The following is a 24,468-nucleotide window of genomic DNA, read 5'->3' as shown; positions in this document are numbered from 1 at the left end:
CGGGACGGGGCCGGGGACGGGACGGGGGCCAGGACGAGGGCGCGCCGGTCCGGCGTCGTCTCACGGCCCGGGCGTGGCCCGCAGCGCGGACGGGCTGGCCAGGGCCTTCGCGGCCGCCAGACTCGCGGGCCGGCCGAGCACCGCGCGGGAGGTCTCCCGCAGCAGTACGGCCGCCCGGAACGCGGCGGTCGCCGCCGCCCCGTTCCGGCGCCCGTAGAGCCGGACCCGGTTGAGCGTCAGGAGCGTCCACAGCCGGGGCGACACCTGCGAGTCCCCGCCCAGATGGGTGGCCGTGGCCGCGGGCTCCAGCCGGGTGACGAAGCCGAGGTCCCGGGCCCGCAGGCAGTACTCGGTCTCCTCCGAGTACAGGAAGAAGGACTCGTCCCAGTCCCCGCACGCCGCCAGGCACTCCCCGGACAGGGCCATCAGCGCGCCCGTCGCCCAGTCCGCGACCGTGGCCCGCTCGTACGCGGACGGATCGGTCACCATCTCGCTCCAGCGCGGGAACCGCCCCGCCCGGCGATTGCCCAGCACCGCCTCGCCGAGCGCCCGGGTCACCCGCGACTCGCGGCGCAGCGAGAGCAGCAGCGTACGGCCGTCCTCCTCGTACAGCAGCGGGACGCTGATCCCGACCCGGCCGCCGCCGGGCGCGCCCGTGCCCAGCGCGTCCACCAGCACCTTGGCGCAGCCCTGCCGCATCCGGACGTCCGGATTGCAGACCAGGGCCGCCCGGAAGCCGCCCTCCCACGCGGCCGCGGCCCCGAGGGCGGCGTTCACCCCGGCCGCGTAGCCGGCGTTGCGGCCGGTCTGGACGACCGTCGCGTCCGGCGCCAGGGAGCGGATCAGCTCCACGGTGCCGTCGGCCGAGTCGTTGTCGGCGACGACCAGACGCCAGTCGAGCCCGGCCATGCCCTCGGGCAGCGAGGCGAGGAACTCCGGGAGCACCCCGGCGCTGTTCCAGGTGACGACGACGACCGCTACAGGGCCGGCACCCGGCTCCGGTCGGCGGGCTGCTGACTGGCTGAACTGCATGGGCACTCCACGGTTGCGGGCTCCGGCGCCGCGCGCCGGATGAACCCGAGGTAGCTGCCTCCGGCGGCGATCGTCAGGAAGAACACCCCGGCGAACATCGGGAAGCTGAGGGCGTCGAAGGTGGCGGCGATGACGAGGGAGACCAGCGCGGAGGCGAAGAACGCCTGCCCCAGCTCCCGGTCCGACTCGGTGCGGGCCAGCCTGCGGATGGCACCGCCCTGGTGGATTCCGGTGAACAGCAGGACCAGGAGCGCGATCACCCCCACGAGGCCCATCTCCGCCAGGGTGAGCATGTACTGGTTGTCGGTGAAGAAGAACAGTTCGGGCAGGAAGGTCCCGAAGCCCCGTCCGAACAGCGGCCGTTCGGTGAGATAGGGGACGATCGCGCTGTACTTGACCGTACGGGCCTGGGTGCTGCTGTCGGAGTTCGTCAGGAACGAGGCGAAGAGCGCGGTGATGGTGCCGATCAGCCCCGGGATGATCACCTTGAAGCAGGCCACCGAGCCTATCAGCAGACCGATCGCGGCCCACCTCCGCTCCGGCCTCCAGCGCAGCACCATCACCAGGATCACGATGAGCGCCCCGATGATGGAGGTCCGCGACACCGTCAGCGGCAGCGCGCCGCCCATCAGCACCACCGGCCCCCAGCGGCGCCACGCGCGCAGGTGGCGCCGTATCGGATCGAAGGCCTGCTGCACGGCGAAGGGCAGCATGATGGCGAGCATCCCGCCGAACTCCAGGGGCTGCGCCGTGGTGGACCGCGGCCGGGTGAAGGAACCCCGGTCCAGGGTGGTGATCTGGGCGACGCTGGACTGCAGGCCCGGGATGCTGATGCTGTCGGCGATGTTCGTCGCGGTGAAGAAGTCGTAGAAGCCGATGGCGGCCACCACCGACCCCATCACCACGGCCCGGCGCAGCAGCACGTCCAGGCGCTCGCGGTCCTGGATCCCCGCGGACACCAGTACCACCAGCGACACCCAGACCAGCAGCCCGATCAGCCCGCGGTCCGCCGCGAGGACCTCCTTGTGCGAGCTGCCGCGCATCGCGTTCGCGAGGTACGAGGCCAGCACCGAGAAGGCCAGCAGGCACATCACCACCCGTGGCAGCCGGGTGCCGGGGGCGGGCCGGATCCGGCCCGTGATCCACGCCGCCAGGTACCAGAACAGGCACAGCAAGGCGAACACGTTGGCCGGGGTGCCCACCCCGCCCATGCCGGGGAGGGTCAGGTTCGAGGGCACGAAGAAGGCCAGCGCCAGATAGCAGCTCAGCAGGGCGGTCGCGTCCAGCTGCCGCCCCCACGGCTTGCGGCGCCCGCGCCCCCGGGCCGGCGCGGCCGCGGCCGCGCGCCTGCGGCGGATCGCCGCCAGCAGGCTGTCCGTCAGGAAGGAGAGCACGAAGGCGGCGGTGGTGCCCACGATGACGACGCCCAGCACCTGCTGGTAGCGGCTCTTCATCTGCGGCACCGGGGTCTGCGGCAGCACCACGGGGGCCGTCTGCACCATGTACGCGGGCTTGACCTTGGCCGCCGCCTGGAGCGCGTTGAGCGTCTCCCCGGCGAATGCGGTCAGCTTGTTGGTCTCCTCCAGCACGTTCGCCCGGTCGGTCCCCGTGACGGTCAGCGTGAGCATCGGCCCCGAGGTGTTCGCGGCGAATCCGACCGTGTAGGGATCGGTCACCCCGATGCCCTGCAGGTCCCGCGCCGCGTCCGTCCCCGACAGCGTCCTGATCAGCACGTCCGCGGTGACCACCAGCGAACCGCCGGCGTTCGAGATGGGATTGCCGAAGGCGGGGGCCAGTTCGGCCACCGCCGTCGAGTCGAGCAGCGCCACCGAGCTCTGCGACTGATAGGCCACCGGCACCGAACGGTACAGGTGCGCCCCCGCGAGCAGACTGATCAGCGTCAGCGGCACCATCACGTACCAGCGGCGCCGGAGCACCGCGAGGATCTCACCGATGCTCATGAACACCCCCCGGGCAAGCCGCAATTGATGGCGGACCTACCCGTGTCCTGGAAAGATCGGTCACAACGGAAGGAATCCCTGTGTCGCCTGGTGAGTTGATCCGTGCGCTGCGTCGGCGCTGGTACGTCCTGATCGTGGCGGCGGTGCTCGCGGCCGCCGGAGCCGTGCAAGTGCTGCACCCCACGCAGACGTACCTGAGTACGGCGATCGTCGTGCTCAAGCCGCCGGTGACGGACAATCAGCCCAACCAGCTGGCCAATCTGCAACCGCCGCTCGCCGCCGTCTCCTACGCCGCGGTGCAGCAGCTGGACTCGCCCGAAGGGGCCGAGGAGCTGCGGGCCGCGGGGGTGCGCGGAACGTACCGGCTGATCCCGCGCAACAGCGGGACCAGCGTCACCCCGCGCTATCTGATCCCCTCGCTCCAGGTCCAGGCGGAGCAGGCCGAGCCGGCCGCCGCCGACACGGCGGTCCGGAAGATCATCGAGATCTACACGAAGCACCTGACGGACATGCAGACGCAGCAGGGGGTCCCGGAGTCCGCCCGGATGAGCGTGACGCTCCTGGTGCCGCCCACCGCGGTGGTGCAGAGCGGCAACAAGAGCCGGGGCCTCGCCGGGGCGGCCCTGCTGGGCGGGGTCGGCGGTGTGGTGGTGGCCCTGTGGACCGACCGGCTCCTGACACGCCGGAGCCGGCGCCGGCAGCGGCACGAGGCCGCCGCCGACGCCGGTCCGGTGGTCCGGGCCGAAGAGCCCGAGCGGGCCGCCCTCGCCGGGGCGGCCCGCTGAACACGGCGTTCGAGTCATCAAATCCCTCGACGCTTCCAGGACCGCCACCACAGCCACTCGCGCCCCCGGTCGGCCACGGCCGAGAGCACGAGCGGCTGGAGGTACGGCATGGTGCGCGCCCCGATGCGCCGGCGCCTGAGCAGCGCCCGGTACTCGGCCAGCTTCGTGTAGTTCCCCGGCAGGCACTCCGCCGCGAACTCCACGAGCTCGTCGACCGGTACCACCGCGGTGCGTCCCCGGTCGTACGCCCGGTAGGCGCGCCGCAGTGCGTACCGGGCCAGCCGGGTGCGCGCCGACAGCGCCAGCCGGTCGGCCCCCGGCAGCAGGCCGGAGCACTTGTCGAGCACCGAGTCGAACGCGACGAGGCGCTGGCGCAGGTCGTCGAGCTGGCCGCCGAAGTCCGTGGTGGACATGTTGTTGCCGTGGACCCGGTAGAAGGCCTGGTCGGCCCCGCGGACGTAGCCCACGTCGGCGTGCGCCGCGAGCCGCATCCACATCTCGATGTCGCCGGCGTGCGGCAGCTCCGGATCGTAGCCCCCGACCTTGCGCTGGAGACTGGTGCGGACCACCACCTCGGGTGAGGTGATGCACCCGGTGCCCTCGCGGAACCGCCGGTCCAGCCACCACCGTCCGGGGTAGACGACCGATCCGGTGCTGCGGGTGCGGGCCGCGGGCAGCGGTCCGCCGTGCTGGAAGCGCAGCGGCCTGCCGTAGCAGAAGCCCGCCTCCGGATGCGCGTCGAGCAGTGCGGCGGCGCGTACCAGGGCGCCGGGGACCAGCCGGTCGTCCGCCGACAGCAGCGCGACGTAGTCCCCGTCGGCCCACTCCAGCAGGCCCTCGTTGTAGGTGGCGATGTGGCCCTTGTTGCTCTCGTGGACCCGCACCTCGATCCGCGGGTCGGCGGCCGCCAGCGCGCGGGCGACCTCCGCGGAGTCGTCGGGCGAGGCGTCGTCGATGATCAGTACTCGTACGTCGACGCCCTCCTGCTCGTCCAGCACGCTCTTGACGCAGTCCGCCAGGAAGTGGCCGTACTTGTAGCAGGGGATCACCACGCTGACCGTGCTCACTGCCCGCTCACCTCCGTGGACAGCCCGGACTGCGCGGCGGCCGGTGCGGTGGTGGTGAAGATCGGGCCGACCCAGTAGTTCACCGAGCCGAAGGTGTTCGTCGGGAAGGCGGTGGCCGCCCCGTACTTGTAGAGCCCGTTGGCGCTGCCGGCCGTGTCGGCCGGGGCCACCAGCGGATAGGAGCGGTGCGCGCCGGCGAAGTAGCCGCCGTCCACCGAGTAGTTGCCGTTCGGTGCGTGGTAGGAGGCCACGTACGTGGTGCCCGCGGTGATCTGTACCGGCGTGGCGAACTGCAGCTGCTGCCAGCCGGACACCGTCTCGCTGCCGAAGGTGCCGGTGGCGAGCAGGGTGCCGGAGGCGGACCACAGGCTCCCGGTGTGCGTACCGGTGTTGCCGGGGCCCTTGTAGAAGGTGACACCGGTGATGTAGCCGTTCACCGCGGACTGGAAACGGGTGCCCAGCTCCACGGAGTTGGCGTCGTCACCCACGTTGGCGGTGGTCGGCGTCGCGGTGCCGTTCCACAGGGTGCAGGGGCAGTTCACGGTGGGCGGGCTCGCGCTCGTGGTGAAGTTCCACGTGACCGGCGTGGCCATGGCGTTGCCCCACAGGTCGGAGGCCTGGACGGACGCCGTGTACGTGGAGTTCAGGGCCAGTTCGGAGGACGGGGTGAAGGTCGCGCTGTTCGACGCGCCCAGCACCTTGGCACCGGGGACGGCCGCGCCGCCGGAGTCCTTGACGGAGAACACCAGGGTGTCCGCGTCGACGGCGTTGCTGAAGGTGGCCGACACGGCCGCCGTGATCTGGGTGCCGGTCGCCGCGGACTGCGGCGAGGTGCCGGTGACGGTGGGCGGGGTCGTGCTCGCGGTGGAGGTGTCCAGGACCGCGTCCACCCAGTAGTTGCTGCCGGACGAGGCGGTGGACGGGAACCCGCCCGTGGCGCTGTAGCGGTAGACGCCGTTGCCGCCGTCGGTGCCGCTCTTGAGTGCGGTGAGCGGGGCCAGGCCCGCGTCGGAGCCGGCGAAGGTGGTGTCGAAGGAGTAGCCGCCGTGCGGGGCGAAGTAGGAGGCGACGTAGGTTGTGTTCGCCTTGACCGGGACCGGCGTGGCGAAGTTCAGCTGCTGCCAGCCGGAGGCCGTCTCGTTGGTGAAGGTGCCGGTGGCCAGGCGCTGGCCGGTGCTGCTCCAGAGGCTGCCGGTGTGGGTTCCGGTGTTGGCGGGGGACTTGTAGAAGCGGACGCCGGTGATCGAACCGGCCACCGAGGAACGGATCTTCACGCCGAGCTCGACGGCGCTGCCGTCACCGGCGTTGACGGTGCCCGGCACGGCCGCGGCGGGCCATACGGTGCAGGGGCACTGCTGGGGTCCCACGGTCAGCGGCACCGTGGTGGTGGCGCCGATGTTGACGCTGTCGTCCACCGCGCGCACCTTGATCTGCGCGGCGCCCGGAACGGTCGGGGTCCACTTGTAGCTCCACGAGCCGAGGCCCGTGGTCGCCTTCCAGGTCGTGCCGCCGTCGGTGGAGACCTCCACCCGGGCGACCACGCCGCCGCCGGTGTCGGCGGCCGTGCCCGTGATGGTCACGGGCCGCAGCGCCGGTACGGTGGCGTTCGCCGCCGGGCTGGTCACCGTCACGGCCGGTCCCACGGTGTCCGTGGAGGCGGTGGCGGCGACCAGGTCGCTCTGCAGGGACTTGGGCTGGACGCCCATGTCGGCGAAGACGTTCACCGTGGCCTGCTGCATCCGCTTGTCCGCGGTGACCACGGCGTCGTCCGGGTTGCCCGTGGGCATGTTGGTCAGGCCCCAGGACCACTGCACCGTGCCCGCGCCGAACACCAGCGCGTGCGAGGTCTGGTCGCGGAAGGCCACCAGGCTGTGCGTCGCGGTGCCGTTCCCGTACGTGTTGCCGTAGTCCTTGAGGAGCTTGCCGTCCTCGATGTCCACCGTGGTGGAGGACATCGTGATCTGCCCGGCCGGGCGGCTGGCGTTCTCCACGTCGCTGTCCCACTCGTAGCCGAGCGTGCCGGTGGGGAAGGTGGCGGTCTGCGAGGGGGTGAGGTTCGCGACCGTGGTGTTGCGCCACAGCCGCTGCCTGGCGAAGGTGCCGGGCACCGTGATCGCGTCACTGCGGTAGCCGTTGACGCTGAACATCGAGCCCGTCAGCTGGTTCTGCGGCTGGAAGGGCCGGCCGTTCGTCGCACTGGCCGGGTCCATGAAGGTGCCCGTCCAGATCCCGCTCGGGTCGGGGATGCCGTTCGGCTGCGGGAAGGACAGCTTGGTCTCCTTGTACGAGACCAGCGTCCGGTTGGCGGTGCCCGCGCCGTCGATGCTCGGCGCCAGACGGGTCTTCCAGAAGACCTCGTTGCCGCTGAAGTACGTCTGGTGGACCCCGGCCCGGCGCGCGTTCAGCGCGTTCGTGAACTGCTCCTGGGTCCAGTACTCGTCGTGCCCGGAGGACAGGAAGACCTTGTGGTTCTGCAGCAGGGTCCCGCCACGGACCGACATGTCGACGCCGGACATGTAGCTCACGTCGTAGCCGTTGCGCTCCAGCCAGGAGACCATCTGGAACTCGGACCCGTAGATTCCGTTGTCCCCGCCGATGTCCATCGGCCGGTTGTAGCTGACCTCGTACGCCCGCCCGTCCGGGGCGGGGCCGCCGCCGTCGTACAGGTCCTGGCCGCCGTAGTTGTTGTACGCCTGCCAGGTCTGGTCGCTGGTCTGCACGACGATGTCGGAGTGGCCGGCGTCGTTGCGGACGACGAACGGGTACGGCATCACGCCGTTGCCGTCCGCCTGGTCGAAGTTGACGACGTAGAGCCCGGACACGGCGTCGGCCGGCACGGTCCACGTCGCGGTGACGGGCCAGTTCCCGCAGTCGACCAGCCCGGTGGCGGCCTTCTTGGCGCAGGTCGCCGGATTGCCGCCCGGCGCGAAGTTGGCCGGGTACGTCTGGGCCGCCTGGGCCGCGGTCGACAACAGGCGGGCCCCGGTGCCGCCGTAGTGGCCGAGGCGGTAGACCGAGACCTTGTACGGAGTCGGCGACTGGATCTTGAACTGCACGGTTTCGCCGGCCTGGACACTCGTCTGGGCCGGGAAGCCCTTGATGTCGCCGTACGCGCTGGGTGCGAACCAGTCCTCCATCGGCGTGCCGGGCTTGGAGTTCTCGCACACGATCGCGTTCGTGGTGGGACCGCAGGGATCGGCCGCACCGGCCACCGTCGCCGGCGGCAGGACCGTGGCCGTCAAGGCCGCGATCACGGTGAAGAGACCGTAACGGAGCAACCTTGTCCGTCTGTTCATCTGGACCTCATTGTTTGCGTGAGCGCGGGGTCAGCGCAGGGCGTTGCGGAGCGTTTCCACGACCCGCTGCTGCTGGTCGGCGGTGATCTGCGGGAAGAGGGGGAGCGAGAGCATCCGGTCCGCCGCCTGTTCGGCGTGCGGGAAGTCGCCCCGGTCGTGGCCGAGGTGACCGAAGGCCGGGGTCAGGTGGACCGGCGCCGGGTAGTGCACACCCGCGCCGATGCCCTCCGCGTTGAGCTTGCCGACGACGGCGTCGCGGTCCGCTCCGGTGACCCGTACGACGTACAGGTGCCACACGTGGACATTGCCCTCGGCCGTGACCGGCACGGTGACCTGCCCGGCGGCGGCGAGGTCGGCCAGCAGCTCGTCGTAGCGGGCGGCGGCGGCCCGGCGGGCCGCGTTCCCCCCGGCCAGCCGGGCCAGCTTCGCCCGCAGCACCACGGCCTGCAGACCGTCCAGCCGGCTGTTGAACCCGGCCACGTCGTGGCGGTACTTGGCGATGCCGCCGTGATTGGCCAGGGCCCGGATCAGGTCCGCGCTCTCCAGGTCGTCGGTCACCACCGCGCCCGCGTCGCCGTACGCGCCCAGGTTCTTGCCCGGGTAGAAGCTGGTCGCGGCGATGCCCCCGCTGCCGGGGGAGCGGCCGTCGCGGGTCGCGCCCTGGCTCTGCGCGGCGTCCTCGACGATCTTCACGTGCGCCGGAAGCCCGGCCGCCAGCGCCGCGGTGTCCGCGCACTGCCCGTAGAGGTGGACGGGGACCACCGCGCGGGTCGCCCCGCCCACGGCCTCCAGGGCGGCCCGCGGATCCATCAGCAGGGTGTCGGGGAGGCAGTCGACCAGCACGGGCCGGGCACCGATCCGGGCGACGGCGCCCGCGGTGGCGATGAAGGTGTTCGCGGGCAGCACCACCTCGTCGCCGACGCCCACCCCGCTCGCGCGCAGGGCGAGTTCGAGGGCGTCGGTGCCGTTGGCGACACCCACGCAGTGCCCCACCCCGGCGAAGTCGGCGTACTCACGCTCGAACGCGCGGACCTCCGCACCGCCGATGAAGGCGGTGTCGGCGAGCACACGGTCGAATCCTGCCCGTAACTCCTCGGCGACCTCGGCGTGCGCCGCCTTCAGGTCGACCAGCGGTATCTGATTCATGCGACTGTGCTCCCCATCCGTGTCTCCGGCCAGCGGCCGGCCGTCTCCTCGCCATCGGCCCGCAGCTCGTCGAGCGCCGGGCCACCCGCCTCGCGCAGCCGGCGGGCGGGGCTTCCGGCCCACACCTCACCGGGCGGCACATCGGCCAGGACCGTGCTTCCCATACCGGTCAGCGACCAGGCGCCGACCGACGTGCCCTCGCGCACCAGCGCTCCCGCGCCCACGTACGCCCCGCGCCCCAGCCGCACCCCGCCGCCGAGGCGGACGCCCGAGGCGAGCGTGGCGAAGTCCCCGACCCGGTCGTCGTGGGTGAGCACCACGTGCGGCATCACCGCCACGTGGGACCCGAGCCGGACGGCGGCCGTCAGCACGCAGTGCGCGAGCAGGACCGAGCCCGCGCCGAGCAGCGAGGATCCCGAGACCACCGCCGTGGGATGGACCACCGTGGCGTAGCGGCTCCCGGGCAGCCCCAGGCGCCGTACCAGGCGGGCCCGTACGGCGTAGTCGCGCGGACTGCCCACGCAGACCACCACCCGGGCCGCCGGCAGCTCGTGCACGAGGTGGCCGCCGCCCAGCACCGGCACCCCGTCGACCTCCCGGCCGTGCAGGCCCGGATCGTCGTCGAGGTGCCCGAGCAGCCGCCACCGCGGAGCCCGGCCGTACGCGGCCGCCGCGGCGGCCGCGTCCCGTACCGCCTGGGCGGTCTCGCGGGCGAACCCGCCCGCGCCGACGATCAGCAGATCCTCGGTCCGCGGCGGCGGGCCGCTCATCCGCCCGCCTGTTCGCGCAGCACCGCCACCACCCGGTCCTGCTGCTCCGGCGTCATCGTGTGGAACAGCGGCAGGATCAGGGAGTCGCGGCTGATCCGCTCGGTCACCGGCAGCGGCGCCGCGCCGTGGTCCGCGTACGCGGGCTCCAGGTGCGAGGCCATGATCCCGCGCCGGGCCGAGATCCCGGCCCCGGAGAGCGCCGCGAGCAGTTCGTCCCGGCCCACGGGGAAGTCCTCGGCCGGCAGCACCCAGTACGACTGGAAGTTGCCCTGGCCGTGACCGGGGTCCTGGACCGGCCGCAGGCCCGGGATCCCGCTCAGCAGCTCCGTGTACCGGGCCGCGAGCGAGCGCCGCCGGGCCACGATCTCGTCCAGCTTGCCGAGCTGCACCAGACCGACCGCGGCCTGGATGTCGGTCATCCGGTAGTTGTAGCCGACCTCCAGGTAGCTCTCGACGACCGGCTTGCTGCTCGCGTGGCGCTGCGCGGCGGACACGTTCATGCCGTGCTCGCGCAGCCGGCGCAGCCGCTCCGCCCACTGCGCATCGTCCGTGGTCAGCATGCCGCCCTCGCCGGTGGTGATCACCTTGCGGGGGTGGAAGGACCAGGCGGCCAGCAGTGCGCCGTGGCCCACCGACTTGCCGCCCACCGTCGCGCCGATGCCGCAGGCGGCGTCCTCGACCAAGGCCACGTCCCAGTCGGCGCACACCGCGCGCAGCGCGTGCACGTCCGCGGGCACCCCGCCCTGGTGGACGGCGATCACCGCCTTGGTCCTCGGTGTGCGGACCGCGTCCACGGTGGCCGGGGTGAGGTTGCCGGTGGCCTCCTCGACGTCCGCGAACACCGGCCGGGCGCCCACGTAGCGCACCGCGTTGGCCGTGGCGATGAACGACAGAGAGGGGACGATCACCTCGTCGCCGGGACCGAGGTCCAGGGCGATCAGGGCCAGGTGCAGGGCGGTGGTGCACGAGCTCACCGCGATGCCGTGCTCGGCGCCCACCCGCTCGGCGAAGGCCCGCTCGAACTCGGCGACCCGGGGACCCTGGGCCACCCAGCCCGAGAGCACCGCGTCGGCAGCGGCCTTCGCCTCCTCCTCGCCCAGCCAGGGCACCATCACCGGGATCCGGGCGGGGGCGGCGTGCGGGGCGCTCATCGGCCCGCCTCCGTGGCCGCCGCCGCGTCGGCGGCGCGCTCGGCCCGCCACCACTGCACCAGGTCCCGCAGGCCGGTGCGCAGGTCGATCTCGGCGGTGAAGCCGAGCCGCTCCGCGGCCTGCGAGGTGTCCGCGAGCCGGCGGGTGACGCCGTTCACGGCGCGGGCCGGGCCGTGCTCGGGAACCATTCCCTCGGCGCCCATCGCCTCCAGCAGGCCGTGCGCGAGCTGGAGCAGGCTGGTCTCGGTACCGCTCGCGACGTTGAACACCTCGTCGGTCAGGTCCGATTCGGCGGCCAGCAGGTTGGCGCGCGCGATGTCCCGGACGTCGACGAAGTCCATGGTCTGCAGGCCGTCGCCGAGGATCAGCGGCGGCTCGCCCGAGGCGATGCGCTCCATCCAGCGGATCAGGACCTCGGTGTAGAGGCCGTGGATGTCCATCCGGGGCCCGTACACGTTGAAGTAGCGCAGGGCCACGTAGTCCAGCCCGTACATGGAGTGGAAGCTGCGCAGCACCCCTTCGTTGAAGGCCTTCGCCGCACCGTAGAAGGTGTCGTTGTTGTACGGGTGGTGGCGTTCGGTGGTCGGGAACTGCTCGGCCAGGCCGTAGACCGAGGCCGAGGACGAGGCGATCACCTTGCCCACCCCGGCGGCCGCGGCCGCCTCCAGCACGTTGAAGGTGCCGTCCACCATGACCTCGTTCGCCAGCCGCGGCTCCTCCGCGCACTGGGTGATGCGGATGGCGGCGAGATGGAACACCAGCTCGGCGCCCTCGGTCGCCTTCCGTACCGCGGCCACGTCGCGGATGTCGCCCTCGACGAGCTCCACCACCCCGCTCGGCAGGGCGCGGGCCAGGTTGGCGGTCCGCCCCCGCACGAAGTTGTCGAGCACGACGACCTCGCGTGCCCCGTTGTCCACCAGCAGGTCCACCAGGTGCGAGCCGATCGTGCCCGCCCCTCCGGTGACCAGAATCCTCTTGCCTCGTACGCTGCTCAACGCCCTGCCCCCCACTGAATGTTCGGTCGTGGTCTTGCGAGTGATCGGACTGCGGAGGGTCAACGCCCGGTGCGCAGTCCGACGACCGCTCCGCGGAACTCCAGGCTCCGGGAGGCGGCTTCCAGGATGTCCAGCACCTTCAGTCCCGCCCGGCCGTCCGTCAGCGGCGGCCGTCCCGTCTTGATGGACGCGGCGAACTCCTCGACCATGCTGCGCAGGGCCTCCTTCTCACCGATCGCGGGCGCCACCATGTCGCCGGTCCGGTAGGAGACGAGCATGTCCCGGCGCTCGTCCGCGCCGATCTCCTGCGGGGCGCTCAGGTCCACCCCGCGGTCGAACACCGCGACGCGCTGTGTGGGGTTGAGGTCGTCCCAGACCAGGGTGCGCTTGGAGCCGCCGACCATGGTGGTGCGCACCTTGGTCGGGGAGAGCCAGTTGACGTGCACGTGCGCGATGGCGCCGGTGCTCAGCTGGAGCGTCAGATAGGCGACGCAGGACTGGCCGGCCCCGATGGGATCGGCTCCGTGCGCGGCGACGGCCACGGGCTGTACGTGGTCCGGGAGGATGAAGTCCAGCACGGACAGGTCGTGGGGGGCGAGGTCCCACAGGACGTCGATGTCCTTCTGGACGAGCCCCAGGTTGATCCGTACCGAGTCCACGTAGTGGATCTCGCCGAGTTCGCCGGAGCGGACCATCTCGCGGATCCGGCCCACCGCGGGGGTGTAGCAGTACGTGTGGTCGCACATCAGTGTGAGACCGCGCTCCTCGGCCTCGTTCACCAGCCGCAGCCCGTCCTCGTACGTGGCGGCGAGGGGCTTCTCCACGAGGACGTGCTTGCCGGCGCGCAGCGCGGCCAGCGCGACGTCGAGATGCGTTCCCGCCGGGGTGGCCACCGCGACCGCGTGGACCTCCGGGTCGGCGAGGACCGCCTCGTAGTCGCCGGTCGCCTGGACCGTGGAGTACGCGCCGAGCACCTGCCGGGCCCGGTCCACGTTCAGGTCGCAGAGCCAGCGCAGCCGGAACTGGTCGCTGGACTGGAAGTTGCGGACGAGATTGGGGCCCCAGTAGCCCGCACCGACCACGGCGACACCTAAGGGGGCGGACCCCTTGCCGGTGGCGTCCGTGTCCTGACCCGCGCCCTGTTCCGCGTCCTTCGCGGTGTCCTTCACGGCGTTTCCCTTCCTTCCGCGCACGCCGGACGGCGTGTCGCCCACTCATGGCCGGGACGCGTGTGATGGAGGGAGATGCCGTCGACGGCAGCCCGGACGCCTGCGCGTCCGGTGCGTGACCTGCTCAACGGTGATGGCCCCCCACAACCGATGCCCTACGTGATCCGCGTGCTTCGCCCCCCGGCCCGGCCGCCTGTTCCCCACAAGCAGCCGAACCCGTACCGCCTACCGCCTTTGCCCGCTGCCGGACGCCGACGCCGCCGAAGCGTGCCGAATCCGGGCGGCGCCGCTCAATCTAGTCCACCGGGCGTACCCCCGGGCAGAGTTGACGTAATCGCCTGGAGCGGGTGTTCGACCATGCATACTGCCCGGGTGACCAGCATCGTGATACCGGCCCACAACGAAGGCCGGGTCATCGGCCGCCTCCTCGACGCGCTCCTGGCCGACACCTCGGTGTCCGGGCCCGACATCGTCGTGGTGTGCAACGGCTGTACGGACGACACCGCCCGCGTGGCGGGCGGGCGGGGCGACCGCGTACGCGTGGTGGAGATCCCGACTCCCTCCAAACACCAGGCACTTCGGGTCGGCGACGAACACGCACGGGGCTTCCCCCGGCTGTACGTGGACGCCGACGTCGTCGTCGGGGCCGCCGACGTGCGGGCCCTGGTGGGCGCCCTCGACCGGAGCCCGGAGCTGCTCGCCGCCGCCCCCGGCCGGGACATCCCGCTGGGCGGCTGCGCCTGGCCGGTGCGGGCGTACTACCGGGTGTGGCAGCGGCTGCCCGCCGTCCGCGAGGGGCTCTTCGGCCGGGGGGTCATCGCCGTGACCGAGGCGGGGCACGCGCGGATCGCCGCGCTGCCCCCGCTGATGGCCGACGACCTGGCCGCGTCCCTCGCCTTCGGGCCCGGGGAGCGGCGCGTGGTCGAGGGGGCCCGGGTGGTCGTCCGTCCGCCGCGCACCTGGTCCGATCTGATCAGGCGGCGGGTCCGCGCGGCGACCTCCTCCGCCGAGTTCGAGCGGTTCCAGGCGGCGCGGCAGGCCGAGGCGCCGGAAGGGGCACCGGAGCCGGAGCCGGCGCCGGAGCCGGTGTCGGAGCAGACCGCGCGCACCGGAACGGCCGATCTGCGCGCCCTGCTGCGGGCCCGGCCGACGCTGCTGCCGGGGGTGTTGGTGTTCGTCGTGGCGGCGCTCGCCGCCCGCCGGGGCTCCCGGAAGGCCATCCGTGACCAGGACTTCTCCACCTGGCTGCGGGACGAGAGCAGCAGGCAGGGCTGATCACCCGGCGGACCCGGGGGCGTACGGCCAAATCTGTTCGTACGCCGCACCGTTGGCCCGTACAACCATTAGGGTTCCACTCGCACGTTCGAGTGAACTCAGTCCGTCGGCATCGGGAGCACCAGAGCATGTACCTCGCGGACCGCTCCGCGCCCGCGCCCGGGGGCGCGAAGACCGCTCCTGACCGGGGACCCGTCCGGGCTCCCGCGGTCGCCTCGACCGTCCTCGCCCTGGGCACGGTCAGCATGATCACCGACATCTCCTCCGAGATGGTCACCGCCGTCCTGCCCCTGTACCTGATCGCCGGACTGGGCCTGAGCCCCCTCGGCTTCGGGGCGCTGGACGGCGTCTACAACGGGGTCAGCGCCCTCGTGCAGCTGACCGGCGGCCACCTCGCCGACCGGGTCCGCAACCACAAGCTGATCGCCGGCATCGGCTACGGCCTGTCGGCCCTGTGCAAACCGCTGCTGCTGTTCGCCCACAGCCTGGGCCCGATCAGCGTGATCCTCACGCTGGAACGCACCGGCAAGGGACTGCGCACCGCCCCGCGCGACGCGCTCATCTCCCTTTCCACACCACCCGAGTTACAAGGGCGCGCCTTCGGTGTGCACCGGGCCATGGACACCACCGGGGCACTGCTCGGCCCGCTCGCCGCCTTCCTCATCCTGAGCCTGACGGTCGACGGCTACGACGCCGTCTTCGGCGTCAGCGCCTGCGTCGCCGTACTCGGTGTCGTGGTGCTCATGCTGTTCGTCCCGTCCGGAGGCGACACCCGGCCCAGGCCGTCCGGGGGAGCCGCGGCCGCGGCCGGCGGGACCGCCGCCGGCACCACCACCGCCGGCACCGCCGCCGTTCCCGACGCGGACCGGCCCGCCCCCGTACGGCTGCGCGACGCGCTCGGCCTGCTGCGCCTGCCCCGGCTGCGCAACCTGGCCGTCTGCGCCGTCCTGCTGGGCCTGACCACCGTCAGCGACGCCTTCGTCTACCTGCTCCTGCAACGCCGCACCGGCATCGGCGACCAGTGGTTCCCGCTCATGCCGCTCGGCACCGCCGCCGTGTTCCTGCTGCTCGCCGTGCCCGCCGGAGCCCTCGCCGACCGGATCGGCCGGCGCACCGTCTTCCTCACCGGGCACGCCCTCCTGCTGGCCGGCTACGGGCTGCTGCTGTGGGCCCCCGCCTGGCCCGCCCTGCCCTACCTCGTGCTCGCCCTGCACGGCACGTTCTACGCCGCCACCGACGGCGTGCTGCCCGCCGCCGTCGCCGCCACCGTCCCCGCCGAGCTGCGCGCCACCGGCATGGCCCTGGTCGGCACCGGCCAGGCACTGGCCCGCTTCGGCTGCTCGCTGGCCTTCGGCGGGGCCTGGACGCTCTGGGGCACCGGCCCGGCACTGGCCGCCGCCGCGGCCGGCCTGCTGTGCTGCGCCGCCGTCGCCGGCTTCGTCCTGCGCCCGTCGGCACCCCAGGACACCCGGCCCGACCCGCATCGAACCGAACCGGACCCGAAGCCCGTGAGGCCCCCCAGATGACGCTGTCGAACTCACGCCGCCTGCTCGTCCTCGCCGTGGCGGTGCTGCTGCTCGGGGGCCTCGCCGCCGCGCTGGTGCTGCGCGCCGCCACCCGCGACGACAAGCCGTCGGCGGGCGGCCCGACGGTCGCGGCCGGGACCGTCACGCTCGACCGGCCCGGCTCCCTGACCTTCCTCAACGGCGGGCAGGGCCCGCACCGCGGAGCCCTCGCCTCGGTCCCGGCCGACGCACCCGGGTCCGAGCGCACCGCCTCCGAACTCAACTGCCAGCGCTTCTACGCCGCCGCGGGCACCGGCGTGTGCCTGCGCTCCACGCCCGGCGCGCTCGCCCAGGACAACAAGGCCCTGATCGTCGACTCCGAACTGCGTACCCTGCGCAGTTTCCCCCTCGCGGGCACCCCGAGCCGGGCCCGGGTCTCGCCCAGCGGCCGGTTCGCCGCCTGGACCGTCTTCGTCTCCGGCGAGTCCTACGGCGCCGCGTTCTTCTCCACCCGTACCGCGATCGTGGACACCCGCACCTGGAAGCTGGAGGCGAACCTGGAGGAGTTCGCCATCGACATGGACGGCCGGGAGCACCGCGCCCAGGACGTCAACCTCTGGGGGGTCACCTTCTCCAAGGACGACGACACCTTCTACGCCACCGTCTCCACCGGCGGCGAGACCCACCTGGTCAAGGGCTCGATCTCGGGGCGCAGCGTCAAAACCCTGGCCAAGAACGTCGAATGCCCGTCCCTGTCCCCGGACGAGACGCGCATCGCGTACAAGAAGCGGGTCCGGGCCGGCGCCTCGCTGTGGCGCGAGCACGTGATGGACCTCGGGACGCTGCGCGACCACGCGCTCGCCGAGAAGCGCAGCGTGGACGACCAGGCCGCCTGGCTCGACGACCGTACGCTCGCCTACGGCCTGCCCACCGACGGCGCCGCCGACAGCACGGACCTGTGGACCGTACCCGCCGACGGCAGCGGCGCCCCGCGGCTGCTCGCCCCCGGAGCCTCCTCCCCGGCCCGCCTCGGCTGACACCCCCGAGGGGGTGTCAGGCGCGGTCCACGAAGGCCCGTACCCGTTCGACGAGTACGGCGTTGTCGCGGATCCAGCCGTAGTGCCGGCCGCCCGGCGCGCCTTCGCCGAGTACGAGCTCCCCGTACGTCACCCGCGCGCTCGTGAGCTTGTCGCAGAGCCCCCGCACTCCGCCGGGCGGCGCCATGGGGTCGCCCTCGATGGCCACCGCCAGCACCGGCAGGTCCAACTCGGCCAGCCAGGGCTCGAAGTCCACCGGTGAGGACGGCACGTCGTAGCGGCCCGTCCGGACCTGGGCGGCCATGTCCCGCAGGACCTGTGCGGAGTCGTCCCCCAGCACCTTGAAGCGGCGGCCGGGGAAGTACCCGTACACGGAGGCGAAGGCGGCGGCGAGCTGGAACCCCACGAGCATGCCCAGGCTCCGCGGGAAGGGCCAGCCGCGCCAGTGGCAGGACGGGGCGCCGACCAGGATCGCGCCCGCGGCCATGTGCGGCTCCTGGCTGAGGTAGAGCGCGCCGAGCTGCCCGCCGAGGCTGTGCCCGAGCAGGTGGCGCGGGGCCCCGGGGAAGGCGGCCGCGACCGCCCGGAACAGCGCGGGGTAGTCGTACGCCACCATCTCGTGGTAGCCGTAGCGCACCCCGCGCCGCACCTGGACCGAGCTCGTGCCCTGCCCCCGCAGCTCCCCGAGGACCACCTGGAACCCCGCCTGTACGAGGGCCTCCGCCAGGGGCGTGTAGGACACGGCCCTGGTACCCATGGCGGGCATGCACACCAGCACCGGGGCCGACGGGTCGTCGGGCCTCCGGTGGAACCGGACGTGGACCGTGGCCCCGTCCTCGGCGCGCACCGTCTGCGTGGTCACTTCGGCGGATGGCATGACGGACCTCCCTCGCTCGTTGCCATCCTGCGCACATCGCGCACCGCGTTCAACGGTTTCCGGCCCCGGCCTGTCGGCCGCCGGACCGTGGCTTGAAATTGCAATCGAAAAAGCGATCATGTGATGATCCCTGCCGTGACGATGAACGGGGAGAGCCAAGGCGGAAACCCACCGCCCGGCCGGGTTGTTCGGCTGGCCGACCTGGTCGGCGAGGGGCCGCCACCGACCGTGACGAAAGCAAAACCGACCGTGCCGCGCGAAGACCGGGAAGTCGCGGCGCGGCGCCGGGAGTTCGCGGTGCTGCTGGGCGAGTTCCGCCGTACGGCGGTGCTGGTGCCGATCGATCCGTACGGCAGTCTGTGGACGGCCGAGCAGGGCGGGGTCCGGTGGATCTGCGCGTTCTCGGACGAGGAGGCGCTGGCGAGGTTCGCGGCCGCGCAGGGTGACGCGGGGCGGGAATGGGAGTACCACTCGGTGTACGGGGCGCGGCTGTTGGACGTGATGGTGCCGAAGCTGGGGGTGCCCGCGGGAGTGGCGCTCGACGCCGGCAGTGCTGACGGGATGCTGTTCCCGCCCGTCGCGGGCGTGGTGCCGGACTCGGCAGTGGTGGACCTCGGGGGCGAGCAGTGAGCGGTTCCGATTCGGATCTGGACGTCCCCCCGGAAGCGCTGAAGCTGATAGCGACCGGCATCGACAAGGCGCACGGCGAGCTGAAGGACCTCGGCATGATCGGCCAGGCGTCCACCGGGCGCGGTTTCTCCGATCTGTCGCTGTCCGGGATGCAGTTGGGTCACGAGAGCCTGGCCGCGGGGTTCAAGACGTTCTGCGAGCGCTGGGAGTGGGGCGTGCGCGGGCTGATGATGCGCGGGAACGGCTTCGCGAAGGCCGTCGGCCTCTCGGCGGGCGCGATCAGCGAGCAGGAGCAGTACATCAAGGACACCTTCAAGATCGCGGTGAACGGGGTGAACGGCAACCCGCACCTGTCGGAGGAAGAGGTCAAGGCCAAGGACTGGGACGAGATCCGGGACCAGCACGCGTGGGACGGGGCGGACTGGAGCGGCGAGTCGTTCTCGAAGGCCCAGGACGAGGTCGAGCAGACCTGGCGCGACACCGCCTACGACGTCGAGGACGGACTGCTCGACTCGATGCAGAACCAGGGCGTGTTCGGCGAGAAGGAGCGCGCGCTGATGGACGAGAAGCTGCGCGAGACGCTGGAGCCCACGCAGGACGCGGTGGACCGGGCGAAGCAGCCGACGTGGGGGAGCGAGTAAGTGGTGGACTTCGGGGGTTGGGTCGACAAGGGCCTCGGAAAGCTCGAGGAGGGCTGGGACGCCGGCAAGAAGCTGGTCGGTGAGGGCGTCGACAAGGCAACGGACGTCGTCGGCGGCGGTCTGGAGTACGTCGGCGCCGAGGACTGGGCGGACGCGGTCGAGGACTGGGGCGACAGTACGGCGTCCTCGCTGGGCGCCACGGTCGGCGAACAGCAGCTCGGGCAGACCGAGGAGGCCAACGAGCTGATCCACGGCAACGTCGGCGACATCAACGCGAGCGTCAAGAACCTGCGGGACTTCAAGAGCGCCTTCGACTCGGTGGGCCAGGGCATGAAGGGCCTGGACTCCAGTCACTGGAAGGGCGCGGCGGCCGACACCTTCCGGGAGAAGTTCCAGACGCTGCCCACCGACTGGCTGCACGCGGCGGACGCCTTCGAGGGCGCGGCCAAGGCCCTGGAGACGTACGCCACGACGGTGACGTGGGCACAGGGCAGGGCGAAGGAGGCCATCGACCTCTACAAGCAGGGCCAGGAGGCCAGCAAGAACGCGGCCGCCGACTACAAGAAGAAGGCGGCCGCCTACGAGGACGCGCGCACCAGCGACAATCCGCTGCCAAGGCCGGAGTGCCCGGCCGATCCGGGTGGCGCCGTCCGGGACCGGGCGCAGGAGATCCTGAACGACGCCCGCCACCAGCGCAACGAGGCGGCCGACACGGCGAACAAGGCGGTCACCGCCGCACTGGCGCACGCGCCGGCGATGCCGTCGGCCACCGACCGGGCCAAGCTCAACTTCGTCGACTGGGGCGTGGGCCAGGGCGTGGAGATGCTGCACCTGAGCGGCGGTGTCGTCAAGGGCGTCGTGGGCATCACCAACTTCGTCCGCTCGGTGGACCCGCTCGACCCGTACAACATCACCCACCCCGCCGACTACTACAAGAACATGAACATGACCCTGGCCGGGCTGGCGTCCACCGCGGCGCATCCGGACCGGGCACTGAAGAGCGCGTGGGAAGCGGCCAAGGGCGACCCGAGCGAATTCATCGGCCGGCTCATCCCCGAACTCATCGGCTCCAAGGGCGCCGGCGGCCTCAAGAACCTGGCGCGCTTCAAGCACCTGGACGACGTACCGCACGGCAAGGGACGCGACGGCCACAATGGCGACCCCGACGGCAAGGGGCGCCAGTGCAAGGAGCTCACCTGCGACGGCGACCCCGTCGACATGGCCACCGGACGGATGGTCCTGCCCCAGACGGACATCGCCCTTCCGGGCTCCCTGCCCCTGGTCTTCGGGCGTACCTTCGAGTCGGCCTATCGTGCCGGCCGCTGGTTCGGGCCCTCCTGGTCGTCGACCGCCGACCAGCGGCTGGAGATCGACTCGGAAGGGGTCGTGTTCGTCTGCGAGGACGGCGGCCTGCTCGCGTACCCGCACCCGGCGCCCGGTGTCCCCGTACTGCCCACGCACGGCCGCCCTTGGCCGCTCGACCGTGAGGGGGACACCTACACCATCACCGACCCGGACACCGGCTCCGTCCTGCACTTCACCGAACACAGCGGCGAGCTGGCGCTCCTGACGCAGACCGGCGACCGCCACGGCCGGTGGATCGCCTTCGAGTACGACGCGGACGGGGCGCCGACCGCGATCGTCCACCACGGCGGCTACCACCTGAAGCTGACGACCGCCGACGGCCGCATCACGGCCCTGCACCTCGCCGGCGCCGCCCAGGACGGCACGGACCAGGAGATCCTCCGGTACGGGTACACCGACGGGAACCTCACGCACGTCTCCAATTCCTGCGGCCGCCCGCTGCGCTTCGGCTACGACGCCGACGGTGTGATCACCTCCTGGACCGACACGAACGGCAGCCGGTTCGACTACGTCTACGACCACCTGCACCGCTGCACGTCCCAGGCGGGGACCAACGGCCACATGCAGTCCCGCTTCACGTGGGACGACACCGACCCCGACACCGGCCTGCGCGTCACGTCCATCACCGACGGACTGGGCAACACCACCCGCTACCTGGTCAACGAGCGGGTCCAGGTCGTCGGGGAGATCGACCCGACGGGGGCCCTGTCCCGCTCCACGTACGACCGTCGCCACCGGCTGCTCTCGCGCACCGACCCCCTCGGACACACCACCCGTTCCGAGTACGACGACGAGGGCCGCCTGGAGGAAGTCGTCCGCCCGGACGGCCGGCACCTGTACGCGGAGCACGACGCGCTCGGCCTGCCCGTGCGCGTCACCCACGCCGACGGCACCGTCATCCGGCAGACCTACGACGAGCGGGGCAACCGCACCTCGTACACCGACGCCACCGGGGCGACCACGCGCTTCACCCACGACGACGCGGGGCACCTCGCCTCCATGACGGACGCGCTCGGCGAGACCACACACGTACGGTGCGATGCGGCGGGCCTGCCGATGGAGATCACCGACCCGCTGAACGGCGTCACCCGCTACGAGCGTGACGCGTTCGGCCGTCCCGTGTCGATCACCGACCCGACGGGGGCGGTCACCCGCTTCGAGTGGACCGTGGAGAGCCAGGTCGCCGCGTGCACCGAACCGGACGGAGCCCGGCAGGCATGGACGTACGACGGTGAGGGCAACTGCCTGACCCACACCGACGCCCTGGGACGGACCACCCGGTACGAGTACACGGACTTCGACCTCCTCGTGGCCCGCACCGGCCCGGACGGGGTGCGGCACGAGTTCCGGCACGACGTCAATCTCAAGCTCACCCGGGTCACCAACCCGCTCGGGCTGAGCTGGGAGTACGAGTACGACGCCGCGGGCCGGCTGGTGTCCGAGGCCGACTTCGACGACCGGACCCTGCACTACCGGTACGACGCCGCCGGCCGGCTGACCGAGCGGGTGAACGGTCTCGGCCAGACCACCCGCTTCGCACGCAACGAACTGGGCCAGGTCCTCCGCAAGGACAGCGAGGGCGCCGTCACCACCTACGAGTACGACGTCTTCGACGAACTCGCCGTGGCGTCGAACGCCGACGCCACACTGGTACGACTGCGCGACCGCTGCGGGCGGCTGAGGTCGGAGACGGTGAACGGCCGTGAGCTCGCCTACGACTACGATGCGCTCGGCCGGATCACCGGGCGGACCACGCCGAGCGGCGCGGTCAGCACGCGGACGTACGACGCGGCGGGCCGGCCCGCCGAGCTCACGGCGTCCGGCCGCACGATCGCCTTCGAACGTGACGCCGCCGGCCGCGAACTCATCCGCAGGATCGGTGGGACGGTCACGCTCGCCCATCGCTTCGACGCGGGCGGACGCCTGGCAGACCAGCGGATATCCGGCCGGGGCCGCGATCTGCAGCGCCGCTCGTACACCTACCGTGCCGACGGTCACCTCGTCGGCATCGAGGACGCGCTGTCCGGAACCCGCCGCTTCGACCTCGACGCGACGGGCCGGGTCACCGCCGTGCACGCGGCCGGCTGGACGGAGACGTACGCCTACGACGCGGCCGGCAACCAGACGGCCGCGGCCTGGCCCGCGAGCCACCCCGGCCAGGTGGCCACGGGGCCGCGGACCTTCACCGGCACCCGCATCACCCGGGCGGGCGACGTCCGCTACGAGCACGACGCGCAGGGCCGTACCGTCCTGCGGCAGAAGACCCGGCTCTCCCGCAAGCCGGACACCTGGCAGTACACCTGGGACGCGGAGGACCGGCTGAGATCCACCGTCACGCCGGACGGCACGGTGTGGCGCTACCTCTACGATCCCCTCGGCCGCCGCATCGCCAAGCAGCTCCTCGCCGAGGACGGCACCACCGTGCTGGAGGAGACCACCTTCACCTGGGACGGCGCCACACTGTGCGAACAGGTAAGCCAGGGGGCGGCGCTGCCGCTGCCCATCGCGCTCACCTGGGAGCACATGGGCCTGCGCCCCGTCGCGCAGACCGAGCGCATGCTCGGCAAGGACGCGTCGCAGCAGCTCGTGGACGAACGGTTCTACGCCATCGTGACCGATCTGGTCGGCGCGCCCACCGAGCTCGTCGACGAGTCGGGGGACCTCGCCTGGCACACGCGGAGCACGCTGTGGGGTACGACGACGTGGGCGGCCACGAGCGCGGCGTACACCCCCTTGCGCTTTCCGGGCCAGTACTTCGACCCCGAGACGGGACTCCACTACAACTTCCACCGCCACTACGACCCCGAGACGGCCCGGTACCTCAGCGGCGATCCCCTCGGGCTCGACCCGGCCCCCAATCCGACGACCTACGTGGACAATCCCCACACCTGGTCCGACCCCCTCGGGCTCAAGCCCTGCAAGATCCGGGTGTCTCCGGTCGCCTCCGACTGGGCCACCAAGGGTGCGCACATCCACATCCCCCTGAAGAAGGGGAAGGAACACGAAGTCAGCATCACCGTGGACAAGGATGGCAATATCCAGGGTGCCCCCATCAGGCTTGAGGACGGCTGGGCGTCGGACAAGAGCGTCCAGGCGGCCGTGGACGCCGTGAACAACGACCCGAAGCTGCGGGCGGACCTCCTGGCCAAGGCCAAGGCGGCCCAGGAGCACATGGACACCCACAACTGGGGCAACACGAAGAACCGTTCCGGGGAAATGCAAGCCCTGATCGACAAATTGGAGAACTGGCCGTGACCGGCATCGAATTCCTCGCCTCGTTCCTCAGGACCGGCCGCCTGCACGGCATCGGCATCGGCTCCACCCTCGGCGAGGTCGACCGGGCCGTCCGCCACCGCTTCGTCGACGTGGTCGACGAGGACGGCCAGTCGCTGCGCCGCGACTACGGGTTCGTCGAGTTCTACTTCAACCCCGGCGACGAGTGGGTGATGTCCGGCGGCTCCATCGAGCTGCACCGGCTCGCGTCCGGCCCGGACATGGCGAAGGAATGGGCCCGGACCATGGGGGTCGAATTCCCCCGCTACGTCGCCTGGGAGGACGTGCGCGACGAACTCGCGCGTGTCCCCGGAGCTCCGGAACTGAAGGTCAGCGACCAGGGCGGCTTCCTTGAGTACCGGGCGGCGGCGTCCGACGTCTCGGTGATCGTCGTGGACGACGAGGAGGAGGAGCGGGGCTACCACGCGGGGCACGGGGACGTGTGGAGCGTCAGCCTGTGGGCCCCCGTCCGGGCGAGGTGAGCGCCCGGGGC

18 protein-coding genes are annotated in these 24,468 nt (G+C 72.0%); 8 read left to right on the top strand and 10 right to left on the bottom strand.

Going from position 1 to position 24,468, the window contains the following annotated elements:
• Positions 1-60: 60 nt before the first annotated feature.
• Together ACZ4YL_RS02660 and ACZ4YL_RS02655 are read right to left on the bottom strand one after the other, a co-directional pair.
• On the bottom strand, positions 61-1,032 hold the full coding sequence (locus ACZ4YL_RS02660) for a glycosyltransferase (protein WP_468113390.1): 972 nt from the start codon (positions 1,030-1,032) through the stop codon (positions 61-63).
• Complete coding sequence (locus ACZ4YL_RS02655; protein WP_468113389.1) at positions 978-2,993, bottom strand: O-antigen ligase family protein; 2,016 nt, start codon at positions 2,991-2,993, stop codon at positions 978-980. The genes ACZ4YL_RS02660 and ACZ4YL_RS02655 overlap by 55 nt, the downstream gene beginning before the upstream one ends.
• An 80-nt stretch (positions 2,994-3,073) precedes the next feature.
• Between ACZ4YL_RS02655 and ACZ4YL_RS02650 the strand changes: the two genes are divergently transcribed.
• Positions 3,074-3,778 carry a Wzz/FepE/Etk N-terminal domain-containing protein gene (locus ACZ4YL_RS02650; RefSeq protein WP_468113388.1) on the top strand — a complete coding sequence of 235 codons (705 nt, stop codon included), beginning with the start codon at positions 3,074-3,076 and terminating at the stop codon, positions 3,776-3,778.
• 17 nt (positions 3,779-3,795) lie between these two features.
• Here ACZ4YL_RS02650 and ACZ4YL_RS02645 read toward each other — a convergent pair whose 3' ends face one another.
• The 7 genes from ACZ4YL_RS02645 to ACZ4YL_RS02615 are packed head-to-tail and all read right to left on the bottom strand — an operon-like array spanning position 3,796 to position 13,372.
• Positions 3,796-4,845 (bottom strand): glycosyltransferase, encoded by a 1,050-nt coding sequence (locus ACZ4YL_RS02645; RefSeq protein WP_468113387.1) that lies wholly within the window; start codon positions 4,843-4,845, stop codon positions 3,796-3,798.
• Entirely contained in the window at positions 4,842-8,141 is a 3,300-nt protein-coding gene (locus tag ACZ4YL_RS02640; RefSeq protein WP_468113386.1) for a DUF4082 domain-containing protein, read from the bottom strand. Before ACZ4YL_RS02640 ends, ACZ4YL_RS02645 begins: the two co-directional genes overlap by 4 nt.
• Positions 8,142-8,171: 30 nt before the next feature.
• The gene (locus ACZ4YL_RS02635) at positions 8,172-9,287 is read right to left on the bottom strand and encodes a DegT/DnrJ/EryC1/StrS family aminotransferase (protein ID WP_468113385.1); all 1,116 of its coding nucleotides are present in this window, start codon (positions 9,285-9,287) and stop codon (positions 8,172-8,174) included.
• Positions 9,284-10,057 carry a NeuD/PglB/VioB family sugar acetyltransferase gene (locus tag ACZ4YL_RS02630; protein WP_314250254.1) on the bottom strand — a complete coding sequence of 258 codons (774 nt, stop codon included), beginning with the start codon at positions 10,055-10,057 and terminating at the stop codon, positions 9,284-9,286. The genes ACZ4YL_RS02635 and ACZ4YL_RS02630 overlap by 4 nt, the downstream gene beginning before the upstream one ends.
• Positions 10,054-11,208: a DegT/DnrJ/EryC1/StrS family aminotransferase gene (locus ACZ4YL_RS02625; RefSeq protein ID WP_468113384.1), complete on the bottom strand. Its 1,155-nt coding sequence runs from the start codon at positions 11,206-11,208 to the stop codon at positions 10,054-10,056. The genes ACZ4YL_RS02630 and ACZ4YL_RS02625 overlap by 4 nt, the downstream gene beginning before the upstream one ends.
• Positions 11,205-12,203 carry an NAD-dependent epimerase/dehydratase family protein gene (locus ACZ4YL_RS02620; protein ID WP_468113383.1) on the bottom strand — a complete coding sequence of 333 codons (999 nt, stop codon included), beginning with the start codon at positions 12,201-12,203 and terminating at the stop codon, positions 11,205-11,207. The genes ACZ4YL_RS02625 and ACZ4YL_RS02620 overlap by 4 nt, the downstream gene beginning before the upstream one ends.
• A 59-nt stretch (positions 12,204-12,262) precedes the next feature.
• Complete coding sequence (locus ACZ4YL_RS02615; RefSeq protein WP_468113382.1) at positions 12,263-13,372, bottom strand: Gfo/Idh/MocA family protein; 1,110 nt, start codon at positions 13,370-13,372, stop codon at positions 12,263-12,265.
• Between the two features lie 372 nt (positions 13,373-13,744).
• Between ACZ4YL_RS02615 and ACZ4YL_RS02610 the strand changes: the two genes are divergently transcribed.
• The 3 genes from ACZ4YL_RS02610 to ACZ4YL_RS02600 all read left to right on the top strand — a co-directional run bounded on the left by ACZ4YL_RS02610 (position 13,745) and on the right by ACZ4YL_RS02600 (position 17,189).
• Positions 13,745-14,647 (top strand): glycosyltransferase family 2 protein, encoded by a 903-nt coding sequence (locus ACZ4YL_RS02610; protein WP_468113381.1) that lies wholly within the window; start codon positions 13,745-13,747, stop codon positions 14,645-14,647.
• A gap of 128 nt (positions 14,648-14,775) precedes the next feature.
• Positions 14,776-16,173, top strand: a complete 1,398-nt coding sequence (locus ACZ4YL_RS02605) for an MFS transporter (protein ID WP_468113380.1) — start codon at positions 14,776-14,778, stop codon at positions 16,171-16,173.
• On the top strand, positions 16,170-17,189 hold the full coding sequence (locus tag ACZ4YL_RS02600) for a TolB family protein (protein WP_468113379.1): 1,020 nt from the start codon (positions 16,170-16,172) through the stop codon (positions 17,187-17,189). The genes ACZ4YL_RS02605 and ACZ4YL_RS02600 overlap by 4 nt, the downstream gene beginning before the upstream one ends.
• 16 nt (positions 17,190-17,205) lie before the next feature.
• Here the strand turns inward: ACZ4YL_RS02600 and ACZ4YL_RS02595 are convergent, their stop codons facing one another.
• Positions 17,206-18,066, bottom strand: coding sequence for an alpha/beta hydrolase family protein (locus ACZ4YL_RS02595; protein WP_468113378.1), 861 nt, complete (start codon positions 18,064-18,066; stop codon positions 17,206-17,208).
• Positions 18,067-18,189: 123 nt separating this feature from the next.
• On the opposite strand from ACZ4YL_RS02595, the gene ACZ4YL_RS02590 reads away from it, so the two are divergent.
• The 4 genes from ACZ4YL_RS02590 to ACZ4YL_RS02575 are packed head-to-tail and all read left to right on the top strand — an operon-like array spanning position 18,190 to position 24,457.
• Positions 18,190-18,696: an SseB family protein gene (locus tag ACZ4YL_RS02590; protein ID WP_468113377.1), complete on the top strand. Its 507-nt coding sequence runs from the start codon at positions 18,190-18,192 to the stop codon at positions 18,694-18,696.
• On the top strand, positions 18,693-19,337 hold the full coding sequence (locus ACZ4YL_RS02585) for a hypothetical protein (protein ID WP_390799014.1): 645 nt from the start codon (positions 18,693-18,695) through the stop codon (positions 19,335-19,337). Before ACZ4YL_RS02590 ends, ACZ4YL_RS02585 begins: the two co-directional genes overlap by 4 nt.
• Entirely contained in the window at positions 19,338-23,957 is a 4,620-nt protein-coding gene (locus ACZ4YL_RS02580; protein WP_468113376.1) for a putative T7SS-secreted protein, read from the top strand. It begins immediately after the preceding gene.
• Positions 23,954-24,457, top strand: coding sequence for a hypothetical protein (locus tag ACZ4YL_RS02575; RefSeq protein ID WP_468113375.1), 504 nt, complete (start codon positions 23,954-23,956; stop codon positions 24,455-24,457). Before ACZ4YL_RS02580 ends, ACZ4YL_RS02575 begins: the two co-directional genes overlap by 4 nt.
• Positions 24,458-24,468 lie beyond the last annotated feature (11 nt).

The organism is Streptomyces sp. NPDC030021 (genome assembly GCF_055574035.1).
Note: the sequence above shows the minus strand (reverse complement) of the source record. Positions and strands in the feature narration are given on the sequence as shown.